General features: G+C 68.7%; 15 protein-coding genes. 4 read left to right on the forward strand and 11 right to left on the reverse strand.

All coding sequences use genetic code 11. The features are described 5' to 3' along the window. Positions 1-76: 76 nt before the first annotated feature. The 9 genes from IEY84_RS02355 to miaA all read right to left on the reverse strand — a co-directional run bounded on the left by IEY84_RS02355 (position 77) and on the right by miaA (position 10,686). The gene (locus tag IEY84_RS02355; protein WP_183541861.1) at positions 77-2,071 is read right to left on the reverse strand and encodes an ATP-dependent DNA helicase; all 1,995 of its coding nucleotides are present in this window, start codon (positions 2,069-2,071) and stop codon (positions 77-79) included. Between the two features lie 10 nt (positions 2,072-2,081). Further along, complete coding sequence (locus IEY84_RS02360; protein WP_183541863.1) at positions 2,082-2,834, reverse strand: SGNH/GDSL hydrolase family protein; 753 nt, start codon at positions 2,832-2,834, stop codon at positions 2,082-2,084. A gap of 114 nt (positions 2,835-2,948) precedes the next feature. Then, positions 2,949-4,463 carry a GTPase HflX gene (gene hflX, locus IEY84_RS02365; protein ID WP_183541865.1) on the reverse strand — a complete coding sequence of 505 codons (1,515 nt, stop codon included), beginning with the start codon at positions 4,461-4,463 and terminating at the stop codon, positions 2,949-2,951. 72 nt (positions 4,464-4,535) lie between these two features. Beyond that, on the reverse strand, positions 4,536-6,167 hold the full coding sequence (locus tag IEY84_RS02370) for a VWA domain-containing protein (RefSeq protein WP_183541867.1): 1,632 nt from the start codon (positions 6,165-6,167) through the stop codon (positions 4,536-4,538). 128 nt (positions 6,168-6,295) lie between these two features. Next, positions 6,296-7,072, reverse strand: coding sequence for an SDR family NAD(P)-dependent oxidoreductase (locus IEY84_RS02375; protein ID WP_183541868.1), 777 nt, complete (start codon positions 7,070-7,072; stop codon positions 6,296-6,298). Between the two features lie 261 nt (positions 7,073-7,333). Beyond that, positions 7,334-8,185, reverse strand: coding sequence for a diaminopimelate epimerase (gene dapF / locus IEY84_RS02380; protein ID WP_183541871.1), 852 nt, complete (start codon positions 8,183-8,185; stop codon positions 7,334-7,336). Continuing rightward, positions 8,185-8,814: a pyridoxamine 5'-phosphate oxidase family protein gene (locus IEY84_RS02385; protein WP_183541873.1), complete on the reverse strand. Its 630-nt coding sequence runs from the start codon at positions 8,812-8,814 to the stop codon at positions 8,185-8,187. The genes dapF and IEY84_RS02385 overlap by 1 nt, the downstream gene beginning before the upstream one ends. A 52-nt stretch (positions 8,815-8,866) precedes the next feature. Further along, positions 8,867-9,796 (reverse strand): helix-turn-helix domain-containing protein, encoded by a 930-nt coding sequence (locus tag IEY84_RS02390; protein WP_183541874.1) that lies wholly within the window; start codon positions 9,794-9,796, stop codon positions 8,867-8,869. Further along, positions 9,793-10,686 (reverse strand): tRNA (adenosine(37)-N6)-dimethylallyltransferase MiaA, encoded by an 894-nt coding sequence (gene miaA, locus IEY84_RS02395; protein ID WP_229788236.1) that lies wholly within the window; start codon positions 10,684-10,686, stop codon positions 9,793-9,795. Before miaA ends, IEY84_RS02390 begins: the two co-directional genes overlap by 4 nt. A gap of 158 nt (positions 10,687-10,844) precedes the next feature. Here miaA and IEY84_RS02400 point away from each other — a divergent pair, with 158 nt between their 5' ends. Beyond that, positions 10,845-11,042 carry an antitoxin gene (locus IEY84_RS02400; RefSeq protein WP_183541875.1) on the forward strand — a complete coding sequence of 66 codons (198 nt, stop codon included), beginning with the start codon at positions 10,845-10,847 and terminating at the stop codon, positions 11,040-11,042. A gap of 261 nt (positions 11,043-11,303) precedes the next feature. Then, complete coding sequence (locus IEY84_RS02405; RefSeq protein WP_189129286.1) at positions 11,304-11,900, forward strand: hypothetical protein; 597 nt, start codon at positions 11,304-11,306, stop codon at positions 11,898-11,900. A gap of 89 nt (positions 11,901-11,989) precedes the next feature. Here the strand turns inward: IEY84_RS02405 and IEY84_RS02410 are convergent, their stop codons facing one another. Beyond that, on the reverse strand, positions 11,990-12,922 hold the full coding sequence (locus IEY84_RS02410; RefSeq protein WP_183541877.1) for a zinc metalloprotease: 933 nt from the start codon (positions 12,920-12,922) through the stop codon (positions 11,990-11,992). A 106-nt stretch (positions 12,923-13,028) separates the two neighbouring features. Then, positions 13,029-14,543, reverse strand: coding sequence for a tRNA (N6-isopentenyl adenosine(37)-C2)-methylthiotransferase MiaB (gene miaB / locus IEY84_RS02415; RefSeq protein WP_183541878.1), 1,515 nt, complete (start codon positions 14,541-14,543; stop codon positions 13,029-13,031). A gap of 123 nt (positions 14,544-14,666) precedes the next feature. Between miaB and IEY84_RS02420 the strand changes: the two genes are divergently transcribed. Further along, on the forward strand, positions 14,667-15,443 hold the full coding sequence (locus IEY84_RS02420; RefSeq protein WP_373292278.1) for an amino acid ABC transporter ATP-binding protein: 777 nt from the start codon (positions 14,667-14,669) through the stop codon (positions 15,441-15,443). A gap of 78 nt (positions 15,444-15,521) precedes the next feature. Then, complete coding sequence (locus tag IEY84_RS02425; RefSeq protein WP_183541880.1) at positions 15,522-16,340, forward strand: glutamate ABC transporter substrate-binding protein; 819 nt, start codon at positions 15,522-15,524, stop codon at positions 16,338-16,340. Positions 16,341-16,373: the final 33 nt, after the last annotated feature.

The raw sequence follows: 16,373 nt of genomic DNA on the forward strand, positions 1-16,373 counted from the left end.
AACTCACGCCGAGTCGGCTCGTTCTGACGAGCCGACTCGGCGTGAGTTTTGTCTGGACGAGCCGATAGCCGCCGGCTCAGGCAGAGGCCAGCTCGGAGAGCCGCTTGAGCGCCTTCCGGACGACATCGGGGTCGGTGGTGGCCCACATCGGCGGCAGGCTCGCCTTGAGGAACCCGCCGTAACGGGCGGTCGCCAGACGGGCGTCGAGCACCGCCACGACCCCACGGTCGCTGGTGGTGCGGATCAGCCGACCGGCCCCCTGCGCCAACAGCAGCGCCGCATGGGTGGCCGCGACCTGCATGAACCCGTTGCCGCCGGCCTTGTCGGCGGCCTGCTGCCGGGCCGACATCAGCGGGTCGTCGGGCCGCGGGAACGGGATCCGGTCGATGATCACCAGCTGGCAGGTGTCGCCGGGCACGTCGAGCCCCTGCCACAGCGACAGCGTCCCGAAGAGCACCGTGTGCGGGTCGGCGACGAACTGCGCGGCGAGTTCGGGCAGCTGGGCGTCGCCCTGGGCCAGGGTGGTCAGGTGGGGCAGCTTCTGACGCACGACCTCGGCCGCCGCCTCGGCGGCACGACGTGAGGAGAAGAGGCCGAGCGTACGCCCGTCCGCGGCGTCGACCAGGTCGACGATCTCGTCCATGGTCTTGGCGCCCATGCCGTCGCGCCCAGGAGGGGGCAGGTGGCGGGCGACGTACAAGATCCCCTGCCTGCCGTAGTCGAACGGGCTGCCGACATCCAGCCCGACCCACGGCAGCACATCGTCCGTACGCTGTGCCCCGGCGCCCAGCTCGGTGCGCTCCTCCGCCTTCAGCCCGAGGGATCCGGCCACGGGGCCGAAGTCGCCGCCGAGCTTGAGGGTTGCCGAGGCGAAGACGACGGTCTTCTCGGTGAGCAGCTTCTCGCGCATCTGCGCCCAGACCTGCAGCGGAGCGACGCACAGGCGGGGAGGGATCCGATCGCCGCCCTCGTTGAGCCAGATCACGTCGTGCTCGGAGGCAGCGGCCATCCGCTCCGCGGTGGTGAAGACCTCCTGCAGGCCACCCTTGGCCTGCTGGAAGCCGGGGTCGGCGCCGTCGGAGTCCTTCGGCTTGGGGAGCGCGGAGATAGCGGACCGCGCGGCGTCGCGCACCAGCACGAGCGCGTCGGAGATGACCTCGGGGAGGGTCACGAACCGCCCGGGTGAGCTCTCGTTGATCGCCGCCCGCAACGCGTCGGAGGCGTCGGCCAGGTCGTCGGCCTCGGATCCGTCGATGTGCTTCTGAGCCCGGCGGGCGGCCCGCTCCACCTCGGCGGCCGTCAGCTCGTCGGTCGCCGCCTGGGTCACTCGGGCGACGAGCTCGTGGGCCTCGTCGATCACCACGGCGTCGTACTCCGGGATCATCGGCACGCCCTCGATCGCGTCGATCGCGAGCAGGGAGTGGTTGGTGACGATCAGGTGGCTCTTCTGGGCCTTGTCGCGGGCGACCTCGACGAAGCACTCCTCGCCGAAGGGGCACTTGGCGGCGCCCAGGCAGTCGCGGTGGTTGACCGAGACCTGACGCCACTCGCGGTCGGTGTGGCGGGGCGCGGAGTCACGCTCGCCGCTGCCGCCCTTCTCGGCCTCCTTCTCGGCCCAGCTGCGAAGCTCGAGGACCTTCTCGGCCATCGGGCCCAGCGGGACGTCGACCAGGGTGCCCTGATCGTCGGGAGCCCCTTCGCGCACGCGATGAAGGCAGGCGTAGTTGGAGCGGCCCTTGAGGACGGCGTAGGAGGCGTCGACGCCGGGGCGCGAGCCGATCGCCTTGACCAGGCGCGGCAGGTCGCGCTCGACGAGCTGGTGCTGCAGCGCCAGCGTCGCGGTGGCGACCACGACCCGGCTGTCGTGGAGCAGCGACGGGACCAGGTAGGCCAGCGACTTGCCGGTGCCGGTGCCGGCCTCGACCAGCAGGTGCTCCTCGTCGGCGAGCGCCTGCGCGACCGCGTCGGCCATCAGCACCTGACCCTCGCGAGTGGCCCCGCCGAGGGTCGCGACCGCATCCGCGAGGGCTTCGCGAACGGGCGACTGGGGGACGGTTTCGGTTGCGGTCACTCGGGCAACCTTAGCCGTGCGCGGGGACAGTCTCCGATCGGCTCTCCGCGATCCGCCGGGCGACGATCTCCCCGAACTGCATGTGACCCGCGACGGTCAGATGAGTGTTGTCCTCGAGCATGGGCAGCTCCAGGTCGAAGACATTGATGTACGTCACTCCGTACTCCGCCGCGACCCGTCGCATCATCTTGTTGACGACCCTGATGGCCTTGGCGCGCGAGTTCACCTTGGGGGCGCTGAGCACGATGACCTCGTAGTCCTTCAGCTTGTCCAGGGTGGCCCGGAAGCCCTTCTCGACCTCGTCGAGATCGCTCTTGGAGTCGTTGATGCCGCCCTCGAGGACGACCAGGTCGGCTCCCTGGGTGAGCACGTCGGGAACGCGCTCTGGGAAGGAGATCGGGCCGCACCGCTCCATCAGCCCACGCGAGTAGCCGGTGCCCCCGAAGCCGGAGACGCGCACCTCGCCGTCGAGGTAGCGCGGCCACGACTGGCCGGGGTCGTCCAGCCCGAAGCCGGAGGCCCAGGAGTCACCGATCACGACGATCCGCTCACCGGCCCCCGTCACCACCGCGGCACGGGCCACCGACTCGGCGGCCAGCCGCGTGCACAGGTCCTGGGTCACCTGCGTCTCGTGGCCCGGCACCTGCCCGGGGAGCGCGCCGTCCTCCTCGCGGGAACAGCCTGCGAGCGTGGCCACCAGGACAGCACCGGCCAGCGCGCTCACGATCGTCGCGCGCGTCGCCCGGCGTACCTGTCTTCGCATCCGTGCCCTCCCCAACGACCGATCGTCCCAAGTGTGCGGGACGAGCCTGGCATCGCCAACGTCGAAACGCCGATACCGCCGCTGGATCAGCGGCCTGAGGTCAGCGGTCTGAGGTCACGCAGAATATGCGGCCAGCTCGCCGGCCAGGTCCGCGTTGGCACGGCCCTTGACGACGGTGCCTTCGGCGGTGTGCTCGAGGTGGTCGATCTCACCGTGCTGATGGATCCGGTTGACCAGGTCACCTCGCTCGTAGGGAACCAGCGCGGAGAACTCCACGCCCGGCCTCGGGAGGTCGGTCTCGACGGCCTTGATGGCCGCGTCGATACCTTCGCCGGTCTTGGCCGAGACCGCGACCGAGTGCGGCTCGGCCCGCTGCAGTCTGGCGATCACGAGCGGGTCGGCGATGTCGGCCTTGTTGATCACGACGAGCTCGGGCACCTCGCTGGCACCGATCTCGGCGAACACCTCACGCACCGCGGCCAGCTGACCCTCGGGGTCGGGGTGGGAGCCGTCGACGACGTGCACGACCAGATCGGCGTCGGCGACCTCCTCCAGCGTCGAGCGGAAGGCCTCGACGAGCTGGTGGGGCAGGTGGCGCACGAACCCGACGGTGTCGGACATCGTGTAGACCCGGCCGTCGTCGGTAGTCGTCTTGCGCGTGGTCGGGTCCAGGGTCGCGAAGAGAGCGTCCTCGACGAGCACGCCGGCGCCGGTGAGCCGGTTGAGCAGCGACGACTTGCCGGCGTTGGTGTAGCCGGCGATCGCGACCGCCGGGATGTGGTGGCGCTTGCGGTCGGCACGCTTGGTGTCGCGGGTGCCCTTCATCGCCTTCAGCTCACGGTTGAGCTTGGCGATCTTGGTGTTGATCCGACGGCGGTCGGTCTCGATCTTCGTCTCACCGGGACCACGTCCACCGATACCGGCACCACCGGCGACCCGGCCACCGGCCTGGCGCGACAGGTTGCCACCCCAGCCACGAAGCCGCTGCTTCATGTAGCTGAGCTGGGCGAGCTCCACCTGCGTCTGCCCCTCACGCGACTTGGCGTGCTGAGCGAAGATGTCGAGGATCAGCGCGGTGCGGTCGACGACCTTGACCCCGGTGCGGTCCTCGAGGTTTCGCAGCTGGCTCGGCGCCAGCTCGCCGTCGGCGATCACGGTGTCGGCGCCGGTCGCGGCGACGATCTCCTTGAGCGCCTCGACCTTGCCGCGTCCGATGTACGTCGCGGGGTCCGGCGCCTGGCGACGCTGGTAGATCGCCTCGAGCACCTCCGAGCCGGCCGTCTCGGCGAGCAGTGCGAGCTCGGCCAGGGAGTTCTCGGCGTCGGTCTGGGTGCCACCGGCCCACACGCCCACGAGCACCACTCGCTCCAGCCGCAGCTGGCGGTATTCGACCTCGGTGATGTCCTCGAGCTCGGTGCGCAGGCTGGCGACTCGCTTGAGCGCGTGCCGCTCGGCGAGCTCCATGGCACCGACGGTCGGGTCGATGTCCTCGGGATCCTCGTCGGCGCTGTACCCATACTCTTCGGCGCTCTCGAAGCCATCCGCATCGGGCTCGGTGTCGAGCGCGTCCCAGTCCTCGGTGGCCTCGAGCTCGTCAGCGAGTGAAAAATCGTGTGCGTTGTTCGTCATATACCAACAAGGATACGGCGCCACACCACCCGGGGGACAATGCTTATCTGAAGGCTTGTCCAAGAGCGCGCCTCAGCGCTGCCCGAGGGCCTCTCGAAGGACGTTCTCCACGTCTTCCGGGCGCTCTGCGACGTACGCAGCCCCACCGGTCGCATCCGCGATCGCCTGCAGCGCGCCCATGTCGGCGTCGGCGGTGATCCCGACGCCCAGCACCCGGACCGGCCGCCGTGGGTCGGAGGCGGCCTCGAGCTGACGCAGGAGCTCGTCGAGGTCCAGCGATTCGGGGTCGTCGTTGGTGCCGTCGGTGAAGATCAGCACGCTGTTGGAGGCGAGCGGGTCATAGGAGGCGACCGCGGCCTGGTAGGCGGCGAGCGCGCTGTCGTGCAGGGCGGTGCCGCCGCCGGTGCGCCCGGTGAGACCGGAGATCTCCTCGGTCAGCTGCGTGCGCTGGCCCTTCGCAACCAGCTGGCGGGTCGGGACGAGCACGGCGTGGTCGCCGTCGAGCTCGCCCTCGGTCTTCTCGGAGAAGGCCCACAGCCCGAGCGCGGCGCCGCCCGGCAGGACCTCGAGGGCCTCGGACACCGCCGCCTGGGTGACCTGGAGGCGTGTCGTCGCGCTGTCGGGAGCAGCCGGCCAGGCCATCGACCCGGATACGTCCACGACCGCGATCGTTCGGGTGGGCAGCAGCTTGGCGCTCCAGTCCGAGGCGGCCTTGTCTACGACGGCGGGCTCGACCCGGGTGAACGCACCGACGTTGGGAGACGGCTTGCCGGCGCCGGCGGTGCGGAACCCGGCCTGCGTCAGCGCGGTGTCGGCGGCCCCGCTGTCGAGCACCCGCGCGAAGGCGGTGATCGTGGAGGCGATCGCGTTGCGACGCGAGGAGTCGGCGGTGATCAGGACCGGGTAGTCGAGCACCACCGTGCCCTCCTTCGGCGCACTGGCCTTCAGCATCGGCGCGTACGTCGACCACTGCTGCTCGCTGGTCGCAGTCACTCCGCTCATCACGGTCTGCAGCTCTGCCAGGCGCGCGGTGTCGGTCGGCGCGATGCCCTCTTCGCCGGAGGCGATCCTTGCGGCGTACGGTTCCAGCTTGGTCTCGCGCTCAGGTTTCCCCTGGCTGGCGACGACCGTACCGAGCGCGCTCAGCATCCGCTGCGGATCGCCCATCAGCAGGTCGTCCTCGGCGAAGGCCTCGGCGTAGGAGGTGCGGGCGAGCCCGTCACCGGAGACGAGCACGACCGGGGAGGAGGCCATCGAGGCCCGCAGCGTGACCGGCTCGACGGCCGGCTTGATGCGCTCCAGCCAGAGCGAGGAGTCCGGGATCCACACGTCGGGCAGATCACCGCCGACCGCCATCGGCTGGAGGACCTGGTCGGCCTTCGTCGCCTGCACCTCGATCTGACCGCAGCCGGCGTCCTCGAGGATGTCACCAACGACTGTTTCCGCCTCGGGAGCCACCGCGACCGTCATCGGCGGGCCCAGACAGGTCCGGCTGACGCTGGTGGCCGGCTTGCCGTTGGCGACCAGCGCCGTCGCGACCAGGCACGCCGCCAGAACGCCCGCTGCCACCGCGATCACGCCGATGGTCTCCCGGGTGAGCAGCAGCTTTCGCTCGGGCTCGGTCGGCGCCGCCTGCTCGGCGGGCTCCTCGGACTCGATGATCGCGAGCGCCTTCGACGTACTGGTGTCCGCCTTATCGGACATGCGAACTCTCCTGGCTCCGACGTCCGCGGAGCGGTCTGGGCTGTCCGCGGCTGGCGCACACATTAGCGGTGCGCCAGCCGTCGGGGTACTCCTTGCGTCCGGTGGGATCTGGGTTCAGTCCCGTCCGGTCACTTCGGTGGCATCCGGATGCCGCCGTCGACGCGGATCGTCTCACCGTTCATGTAGTCGTTGGTCAGGCACTCCACGACCATGCTCGCCAACTCCTCGGGTACGCCGAGGCGGTGCGGGAACAGCACGCTCTCGCCGAGCTTGGCCTTGAACGCCTCGGACTCCGGGCCCTCCCCGTAGATCGGGGTGTCGATCAGGCCGGGGGCGACGGTGTTGACCCGGATCCCGACCGCGGCGAGGTCGCGCGCGAGCGGGAGGGTGAGGCCGACGACGCCCCCCTTGGACGAGGAGTAGGAGACCTGTCCGATCTGGCCGTCGAAGGCGGCCACGCTGGCCAGGTTGACGATCGCGCCACGCTGGCCGTTGGCGTCCGGCTCGTTGCGGCTGATGTACGTCGCAGCCTGGCGGCACATGTCGAAGGTGCCGATCAGGTTGATCGCGATGACCTTCTTGTACGCATCCAGGTCGTGCGCCGACCCGATCTCACCGTCGCGCCCGATGGTGCGCTGTGCCCAGCCGATCCCGGCCGAGTTGACCACCGCCTTCAGCGGGGCGATCTCCACGGCCCGCTCCACGGCGTTGGTGATCTGGTCGGTGTCGGTGACATCGACGGGCACGAACAGCCCCTTGATCTCCTCCGCCAGGGCCTCGCCCTTGTCCTTCTGCATGTCTGCGACGATCACCGTCGCACCCTTGGCCGCCAGCGCCCGGGCCGTCGCCGCCCCGATCCCGCTGGCCGCACCCGTCACGATCGCTGTGCTATCAGTCAACTCCATGGGCAGCACCCTAGACGTGACTGCCCTCACTGAGGTGAATACCCGCTAACCATCTCGCCGAGAGGTCACTCGCGTCGGCCGAGACGTCAGTCGCGCTGGCCGAGACGTCAGTCGCGCTGGCCGAGACGTCAGTCGCGCTGGCCGAGACGTCAGTCGCGCTGGCCGAGGCGTCACGTACGTCGGCCGAGACGTCACCGGATGACGTCTCGGCCGACCGGAGCGACGTCTCGGCCGACCTGCCTGACGCTTCGGCAGGGCGGGTCAGAGGGTGGTGGTGCCTTCGGCGACCAGGACCGCAGGCCCGGTGAGGAGGATGCGGTCGTCGGTCGTCCAGGTCACGTGGAGGGTGCCGCCGGGGACGTCGACGCGGTACGTCACGTCAGCATCGCGCGCGACGCCGAGACCGTCCGCCTCGGCGGCGGCGACCATCACCGCGCAGGCGCCGGTGCCGCAGGAGCGGGTCTCGCCCGCGCCCCGCTCGAAGACCCGCATGGCGACGTGGCGGTCGGCCACGCGTACGAAGAACTCGACGTTGACCCCGTGGGGATAGACCGCCTCGTCGAAGATCGGTGACTCGTAGAGGTCGCCGACCGGGCCGTGGGGGTCGATCGACTCGACCTCGGCGGCGGCGTGCGGGTTGCCCATGTCGACGTTGCAGGCCGACCAGAAGTGGTGGGCGACGGAGACCTGGGTCGACCCGAGCAGCTTCGGCGAGCCCAGGTCGGCGGTCCATACGTCACCGGACGCGCGCAGCGTCTTGTCGCCCGCACGGGTGGCGAAGGTGACGACGTCGCCGGCGAGCCCGGCCGTGCGCAAGTACTCCGCGAACACCCGGGTGCCGTTGCCGCACATCTCCGCCACGGTGCCGTCGGCGTTGCGGTAGTCCATGAACCACTCGGCGTCGCTGACCGGACGGTCCTCGCCGGCGTAGGCGGCGGTCCGGATCACCCGCAGGATCCCGTCCGCCCCGATGCCGGCCCGCCGGTCGCACAGGGCGCGGACCCGATCGGCCATCGCCCCGTCCGACAGCATCCCGTGCACCGACCCGTCGAGGTCCGGCAGCAGCACGAAGTCGTTCTCCGTGCCGTGCCCCTTCACATACGGGTAGGTCATCAGTAGAGGAACTTCGAGTAGGTGTCGGTGCGGTAGTAGTCCTCCATCTCCGCCAGCGTACGCGGGTCGTTCTCGACCTGCTTGGCGATGACGGCCCGCTTGGGGAGGTGGCCGGGGTCCCAGGTCTCCGGGTCCCACAGGCCCGAGCGCAGGAAGGCCTTCGCGCAGTGGAAGTAGATGTCGTCGATGTCGACCACCAGGGCGAGGATCGGCCGCTTGCCCTTGACAACCATCTCGTCGAAGAACGGCGCGTCGGAGACCAGTCGCGCGCGCCCGTTGATGCGCAGCGTGTCGCCACGGCCCGGGATCAGGAAGTTGAGCCCGACGTGCGGGTTCACGAGTACGTTGCGGTAGCCGTCGACGCGCTTGTTGCCCGGACGCTCCGCGATCGCGATCGTCTTGTCGTCGATGACGTGCACCAACGACCCGGCCGGGTCCCCCTTGGGCGAGGCGTCGCAGTTCCCGGACTCGTCCGAGGTCGCGACCACGCAGAACGGCGTCGCCGCGAGCCACTCCCGGTCGATGTCGAGCAGCGCCGGCCGCCCCTTGTTGACGGCCCGCTCGTGCGGGGTGCCGACCAGGTCGACGAGCTGCTCGAGGGTGCTGATCTCAGTCCAGGTAGGGGTCACCGCCCCAGGGTACGAGGCCCCGGCACGGGCGCCGAATCAATTCCGCGGCTGCTCAGACCGACGGCACCTCACCCCGGCGGGCCCGCAGCCACTCGATCGGGTCGCCCTGGTCCACCTCGACACCGGCCATCCGGAGCATCGCCCGGACGAGCAGACGCCGATGAGCTGCGTACGTCAGGACGTGGGCGACCACCGACCCGATCTGGAAGCTCTCCGGTGGCTCGCACAAGGCATCGATGAGCCGATCCTCCCAGGCTCCGCGACGCTCGATGTCGTGCACGACGGCGAGCCACCGCTCTGCCACGGCATCGTGACGCCTGGCCAGCTCGGCGATCGTGCCAGGAGTGCCACGGACCGGCATCGAGAGTCCCTCGATGGAGGCCACCCAGCACTCCTTGGACCACACCGTGGCCGCCAGGACCTGGAGGATCGACTCTTCCGGCCCGTCCCACGTCAGGACCTCGTGACCCGGCAGCCGGACCTCGGTGAGGACCTCCTCGGGCAGGCCCGCGGCCTGGTCGAGCAGTGCCTTGGTGTCGTCGAGGTCGTGCATCACCAGCTGCTCGGTCAGCGGTGAGAGCACCCGTTCCTGCGAGTCGACCCACAGCGACTCCGGCGGGTGGAAGTGGATGCCGTTCGGCGCCGGCAGCCAGTGGCTGGCCGCGGCCGTGCTCGGCGGGTGGCCGAAGGCCTTCGCGTACGCCCGCGAGAACCCTTCCACCGACTCGTACCCGGCCGCCCACGCGGCATCGGTCACCGTACGTCCGTGCTTCAACTGCCAGGCCGCCCGCTCGAGCATCACCCGCCGCCGCATCGCCACCGGCGGCTCGCCCGCGCCTCGGGAGAGGAGCCGGTTGAAGTGATAGGGCGAGGTGTAGGCGTCCCCCGCCATCTGCGCCAGCGTGCGCGGCTCGCCGTTGTCGGCGCCGGCGAGCACCACGTCCAGCAGCTCCCGCAGACGGTCACGCTCGTGCTCGCTCACATTCCCACCGCCCGCACCGCCGCGACGGCCTTCTCGAGACGAAAAGGATCATCATATGAGACCCACACGACCCTCGGATCCTTGCGGAACCAGGCATCCTGGCGCCGCGCGAACTGCCGCGTCTTGATGGCGGTCCGCTCCATGGCGCCCTCCAAGGTCATCTCCCCGGAGAGGTACGCCGCGACCTCCTGGTAGCCGATGGCCTTGGCCGCCGTCCGCGACCGTCCCAGCCCGGCCTCCAGAAGGCGGGCAACCTCGTCGACGAACCCGGACTCGAACATCTCCGCGACGCGCTGCCGGATGCGTACGTCCAAGGATTCTCGGGAGATGTCGACGCCGATCTGGATGGAGGCAGGGTCGTGGTAGACCTGCTCGGGAAGGCGCGCGCTGAACGGCTCGCCGGTCAGCTCGATGACCTCCAGCGCGCGTACGACACGACGACCGTTGTCGATCTCGATCCGCTCGGCAGCGACCGGATCCAAGGCGCGCAAGCGGTCGTGAAGCGCCTTCTCACCTGCGGTTTCGAGCTCTCGCTCCAGTCGCTCCCGAATCTCGTCCGACGTCCCCGGGAAGTCGAACCGATCCAGGATCGCGCGCGTGTAGAGCGCGCTGCCACCGACCAGGACCGGCGTCTTCCCGGCCTTCCTGAGCATCGCGATCTCGTCTCGCGCCAGCCTCTGGAAGTCGGCGACGGAGGCCGGCTCCGCGATGTCGAGCAGGTCGAGCAGGTGGTGTGGGATCCCTCGTCGCTCGGCGACCGGAAGCTTCGCCGTCCCGATGTCCATGCCGCGGTAGACCTGCATCGCGTCGGTGTTGATGATCTCGCCATCGAGGGCCTCGGCGAGGTCCAGGGAGAGCGATGTCTTCCCCGCTGCGGTGGCACCGACCACGGCTACGATCGGAATACCCGGTAGGGCAAAAGTCCCTGGATCGGATAGTTCAGATGAGCCATTTACGTCGCGTGTCCCCCTGTTGCTGCCGTCCTTCATGTGACTAGTCTGGCCGCAAGTTGGCTCAAACGGGGAGCCACCGATCCAGAGGGGGAAGCATGAGCTTCTTGGACAAGGCGAAGGACCTGCTCGGCAGCGAGAAGGCCGAGGGCATCAGCGACAAGGCACTCGACGGCGGACTCGACCAGGTGGGCAACACCGTCGACGAGAAGACCGGTGGGAAGTTCAGCGACAAGATCGACCAGGGCGTTGACGTCGCCCGCGAGAAGGGTGACGAGCACCTCGGCAACGAGTGAGCCATCGCCTACCGCGAGGCGGGGAGCAGCCCATACCGGGTTGCTCCCCGCCTCGCATTGCGGACCTTGTACACCTGATGGACATTTTTCGTGGCTTTTTCCGAAACACTGTTACGGACCTGTTGCCAGAAGTGCCGTCACGTGGAACGGTCTAGACCGTCTCAATCTCGTGCCCCCACCGAGGGGGCAGCCGGGGGGCGGAGCATGCCCTGCATGCTTCGAGTCCGGTCCGATCACAACTACTCGGAAGTGTGGACCAATATGTCTGAGAACTACGGCAACAGCGACGAGCAGCAGAACTACGGCCAGGAGGGCGGCCAGGAGGGCGGCTTCGGCGGCCAGGAGTCCAACGAGGGCTCCTCCTACGGCGAGCAGTCCTCCAACGAGGGCGGCTTCGGCGGCTCCGAGGGCCAGAGCGAGGGCGGCCAGAGCGAGGGCGGCTTCGGCGGCGGCGAGCAGTCCAACGAGGGCGGCTTCGGCGGCGGCCAGGAGCAGTCCGAGGGCGGCTTCGGCGGCCAGGAGTCCAACGAGGGCGGCTCGTCCTACGGCTCCGAGGGTGGCCAGAGCGAGGGTGGCTTCGGCGGCGGCGAGCAGTCCAACGAGGGCGGCTTCGGAGGCGGCCAGGAGCAGTCCGAGGGCGGCTTCGGCGGCCAGGAGTCCAACGAGGGCGGCTCGTCCTACGGCTCCGAGGGTGGCCAGAGCGAGGGTGGCTTCGGCGGCGGCGAGCAGTCCAACGAGGGCGGCTTCGGAGGCGGCCAGGAGCAGTCCGAGGGCTCCTCCTACGGCTCCGACGAGGGCTCGAACGAGGGCTCGAACGAGGGCGGCTTCGGCGGCGAGCAGGGCCAGTCGCAGTACTGATCCAGATCTGCTGATCACACGGATCGAGCGCCGGGCCCGTAAGGGACCCGGCGCTCGACGCTTTTCACAGACAGCCGATCAAGCAGCGATCAGGCGCGGTACGCCACCCACCCGTCGATCATGCGCTGCACCTGACCCGGCGTGAACTCGTCCATGCACGCGTCCTCGGTGTAGTCCATGAAGTTGTGGATCGGGTCGAGGCCCGGAGCCGTGCAGGTGTCGGATCCTTCCGGGCAGCCGAAGGCGGGGGCCGCCTCGGCCGGGGTGTCAGCGACCTGGTCGCCCTTGCCCTTACAGCCACCCTGGAAGGTGTGGTAGAGGTGCAGCCAGTGGCCGACCTCGTGGGTCCCGGTGTCACCCTCGTCGTACGGCGCCGCGTCACCACCGGGCAGGGAGCCCGCGAGGATCACCACACCGTCCTGGGACCCGATGTTCTTGGTCGGGAAGGTCGCCCAGCCGAGCAGTCCGTCGTCGATCTCGCCGATGTAGACGTTGAGCGCGTTGTCGCCGCCCTGGCGCAGAGCAGTCTTCATGTCCCGCTCCCCCGTCGAACCGGAGATGATCGGATACCAAGCCGGGTTGACCGTGGTGTCCTGGCCGGCGACCTCGAAGGAGAACGGCGTGCCGGCGTACGCCGCGTTGAGCACGTCGATCTGAGCGTCGATGTTCGCCTGCGGGACGGCGCCGGTGGTGGCGTTCTCCTGGATGACGTGGATGTAGGTCGGGATGGTCGTCGGCCCGAGGTTGGCGTTGCCACCCTTCTTCCCCTTCGCAGCAAGCGCGCCGGCGAGCGCCTTCTCCTTGGCCTCGGCCTGCTTCGCGGTCAGGTGGTTGGTGTCGTGGACCTGCTTGGTGCCTTCGGCGACCCGGGCGGCACCGGCCTCGTGCGGGTCGAAGCACTCACCGCCTCCCCCGGCCGCCTGCATCGCACCTGCGGGTGCCGCGGCTGCCAGACCTGACGCGACGAGCACTCCGAGCGCGCCCATCGCCACTGCTCTGTTGACCAGCTTGGGAATCGACATGGGTAATCCCTTCCTGAGACAAGTTGCCTCAGGCTAGAGCAGAAATACCCTCGCCGGGAACGGTGCTACGGATAATTTGCTGTCGGGGTAACGAGATTCCGAATGATCAGCCGCAGGCCGGAGCCGCCGGCAACGGAGCGGGCACCCCGACAGACGGCATGCCCAGTCCGACCGACGCCGAGGCTCCGTTGGTCGAGCTCGTCGAGACCACCTGGCGCGCCTCCCAGGCGTCACCGGACCGAGTGCGGCGCACCTCGAGCACGGGGCTGTCGGCGACCAGGTGATGCGGGGCCGCGTAGGTGATCTCGACCTTCACCATGTCGCCGGGACGTACGCCCTCGGCTCCAGCCGAGTTGAAGTGCACCAGGCGGTTGTCGGGCGCGCGACCGGAGAGCCGGTGGGTCTCGGCGTCCTTGCGGCCCTCGCCCTCGGCGACCATGAGCTCCAACGTACGCCCGACGTTCTTCTTGTTCTCCTCGTGGGCGATCTCGTTGACGAGGTCGACGAGGCGCTGATAGCGGTCCTTGACGACCTCGGGAGAGATCTGGTCGGGGAGGTCGGCGGCCGGGGTGCCGGGGCGCTTGGAGTACTGGAACGTGAAGGCCGAGGCGAAACGAGACTCACGGACCACGTCCAGGGTGGCCTGGAAGTCCTCCTCGGTCTCCCCCGGGAAGCCGACGATGATGTCGGTGGTGATCGCCGCGTCCGGGATGGCGGCGCGGACGCGCTCGATGATGCCGAGGAATTTGGTCGAGCGGTAGGAGCGGCGCATCGCCTTCAGCACCCGGTCGGAGCCGGACTGCAGCGGCATGTGCAGCGACGGCATCACGTTGGGCGTCTCGGCCATCGCGTCGATGACGTCGTCGGTGAACTCGGCGGGATGAGGCGAGGTGAACCGGACCCGCTCCAGGCCCTCGATCTCGCCGCACGCGCGCAGCAGCTTCGAGAAGGCCTGCCGGTCACCGAACTCGACGCCGTAGGCGTTGACGTTCTGGCCCAGCAGGGTCACCTCGGTGACGCCCTCGGCGACCAGCGCCTCGATCTCGGCGAGGATCTCGCCCGGTCGCCGGTCCTTCTCCTTCCCCCTCAGCGAGGGGACGATGCAGAACGTGCAGGTGTTGTTGCAGCCGACGGAGACCGAGACCCAGGCTGCGTACGCGGACTCCCGCTTGGTCGGCAGCGTGGACGGGAAGACCTCGAGGGACTCCAGGATCTCGACCTGGGCCTCCTCCTGCACCCGGGCCCGCTCGAGCAGCACCGGGAGCGAGCCGATGTTGTGCGTCCCGAACACGACGTCGACGTACGGCGCCTTCTTGGTGATCGTGTCGCGGTCCTTCTGGGCGAGGCAGCCGCCGACGGCGATCTGGAGGTCCGGGTTGGCCTGCTTGATCGGGGCCAGGTGGGAGAGGTTGCCGTAGAGCTTGTTGTCGGCGTTCTCCCGGACCGCGCAGGTGTTGAAGACGACCACGTCTGCCTGCTGGCCCGCCCTCGCCTTGGCGTAGCCCGCATCTTCGAGCAGCCCCGAAAGGCGCTCGGAGTCGTGGACGTTCATCTGGCAGCCGTAGGTGCGGACTTCGTACGTACGGGCCGATGCGGAGCTCGAGGCGGTGGACACGGTCATAGCGTCCTCAAGAGTACGGCGATGTGGTCCAACGGCAGGAAATCCCGACCAGTTATCTGCTTGTAACCGATACCGGGGACCAAGTCATGGATGTGCAATGCAGGATGTGGTTAGGTCTGCGGCATGACCGTGCTTGACACCGAACCCGCCAGCGCACCTTCGGGAGACGCTTTGGTGGTTCTTGACCACGTCGACAAGCACTACGGCGACCTGCACGTGCTCCAGGACATCAACCTGGAGATCAAGCGTGGCGAGGTCGTCGTGGTGATCGGGCCTTCGGGTTCGGGGAAGTCGACCCTCTGCCGCACGATCAACCGGCTGGAGACGATCGACTCCGGGACGATCACGCTCGACGGCAAGGAGCTGCCGGCAGAGGGCAAGGGCCTGGCCAAGCTGCGCGCCGAGGTCGGGATGGTCTTCCAGAGCTTCAACCTCTTCGCCCACAAGACGATCCTGCAGAACGTCACGCTCGGCCCGATGAAGGTGCGCAAGCTCAAGAAGTCCGAGGCCGAGGCGGAGGCGAAGAAGCTGCTCGACCGCGTCGGCGTCGGCGCCCAGGCCGCGAAGTACCCCGCGCAGCTCTCCGGCGGCCAGCAGCAGCGCGTCGCGATCGCGCGGGCGCTGGCGATGAGGCCGCAGGTGATGCTCTTCGACGAGCCCACCTCCGCGCTCGACCCGGAGATGGTCAAGGAGGTGCTCGACGTCATGGTCAGCCTCGCGAAGGAGGGCATGACCATGATCGTGGTCACCCACGAGATGGGCTTCGCCCGCGTCGCCGCAGACCGCGTCGTCTTCATGGCCGACGGCCAGATCGTCGAGTCGAACACTCCGAACGAGTTCTTCGACAACCCGAAGTCCGAGCGCGCCAAGGACTTCCTCGGCAAGATCCTCAAGCACTGACGTACGTCTCGGGTGAGCCGTTCGGCTCCTGAACCCCGCACCGCACCAAACCCTTAAACATTCCAGAAGGTGGAAACGATGAAGCTCAAGAAGATCGCCGCGATCGCAGGCGCTCTCGCGCTCGCCGGCTCGCTCGCTGCCTGTGGCGGCAGCGACGACACCGGCTCCGACGCCGGCGGCGACAAGATCAAGATCGGCATCAAGTTCGACCAGCCCGGTCTCGGCTTCAAGGAGGCCGACGGCGACTACTCCGGCTTCGACGTCGACATGGCGGAATACATCGCCGAGGGCCTCGGCTACGACGACGACCAGATCCAGTTCGTCGAGGCCGTCTCCGCCAACCGCGAGACGTTCCTCAAGGACGGCACCGTCGACATGATCCTGGCGACCTACTCGATCACCGACGAGCGCAAGGCCGAGGTCGACTTCGCCGGGCCTTACTACGTCGCCGGTCAGGACCTCCTGGTCAAGGCAGACAACACCGACATCACCGGTCCGGACTCGCTCAACGGGAAGAAGCTGTGTTCGGTGACGGGCTCTACCCCGGCCCAGAACATCAAGGACAACTACTCCAAGCAGGCGCAGCTGCAGGAGTTCGACACCTACAGCAAGTGCGTCACGGCGCTGCAGGGCGGTCAGATCGACGCCATGTCGACCGATGACATCATCCTGGCCGGCTACGCCGAGCAGTTCCCCGGTGAGTTCAAGATCGTCGGCGCGCCGTTCTCCGAGGAGAACTACGGCGTGGGTCTGCCCAAGGGCAGCGAGGACCGCGACAAGATCAACGACCTGATCGAGAAGTCCTTCGAGGACGGCGCCTGGGAAGAGGCGTTCAACGACAACCTCGGCGAGTCCGGCTACCAGCTGCCGGAGCCCCCGACCGTCGATCGCTACTGAGCGTTCAGCGATAGCCGAGTCGGCGCCAAGCGG

Source organism: Nocardioides albus (genome assembly GCF_014648255.1).
Lineage (GTDB): Bacteria > Actinomycetota > Actinomycetes > Propionibacteriales > Nocardioidaceae > Nocardioides > Nocardioides albus.

What these genes read in the sequence shown, in the direction of transcription:
- IEY84_RS02425 (WP_183541880.1), top strand. Translation starts at nt 15,522, where the DNA reads ATGAAGCTCAAGAAGATCGCCGCGATCGCAGGCGCTCTCGCGCTCGCC.
- IEY84_RS02360 (WP_183541863.1), bottom strand. Translation starts at nt 2,834, where the DNA reads ATGCGAAGACAGGTACGCCGGGCGACGCGCGCGACGATCGTGAGCGCG.
- dapF (WP_183541871.1), bottom strand. Translation starts at nt 8,185, where the DNA reads ATGACCTACCCGTATGTGAAGGGGCACGGCACGGAGAACGACTTCGTG.
- IEY84_RS02410 (WP_183541877.1), bottom strand. Translation starts at nt 12,922, where the DNA reads ATGTCGATTCCCAAGCTGGTCAACAGAGCAGTGGCGATGGGCGCGCTC.
- IEY84_RS02420 (WP_373292278.1), top strand. Translation starts at nt 14,667, where the DNA reads ATGACCGTGCTTGACACCGAACCCGCCAGCGCACCTTCGGGAGACGCT.
- miaB (WP_183541878.1), bottom strand. Translation starts at nt 14,543, where the DNA reads ATGACCGTGTCCACCGCCTCGAGCTCCGCATCGGCCCGTACGTACGAA.
- IEY84_RS02375 (WP_183541868.1), bottom strand. Translation starts at nt 7,072, where the DNA reads ATGGAGTTGACTGATAGCACAGCGATCGTGACGGGTGCGGCCAGCGGG.
- IEY84_RS02370 (WP_183541867.1), bottom strand. Translation starts at nt 6,167, where the DNA reads ATGTCCGATAAGGCGGACACCAGTACGTCGAAGGCGCTCGCGATCATC.
- hflX (WP_183541865.1), bottom strand. Translation starts at nt 4,463, where the DNA reads ATGACGAACAACGCACACGATTTTTCACTCGCTGACGAGCTCGAGGCC.
- IEY84_RS02405 (WP_189129286.1), top strand. Translation starts at nt 11,304, where the DNA reads ATGTCTGAGAACTACGGCAACAGCGACGAGCAGCAGAACTACGGCCAG.
- IEY84_RS02400 (WP_183541875.1), top strand. Translation starts at nt 10,845, where the DNA reads ATGAGCTTCTTGGACAAGGCGAAGGACCTGCTCGGCAGCGAGAAGGCC.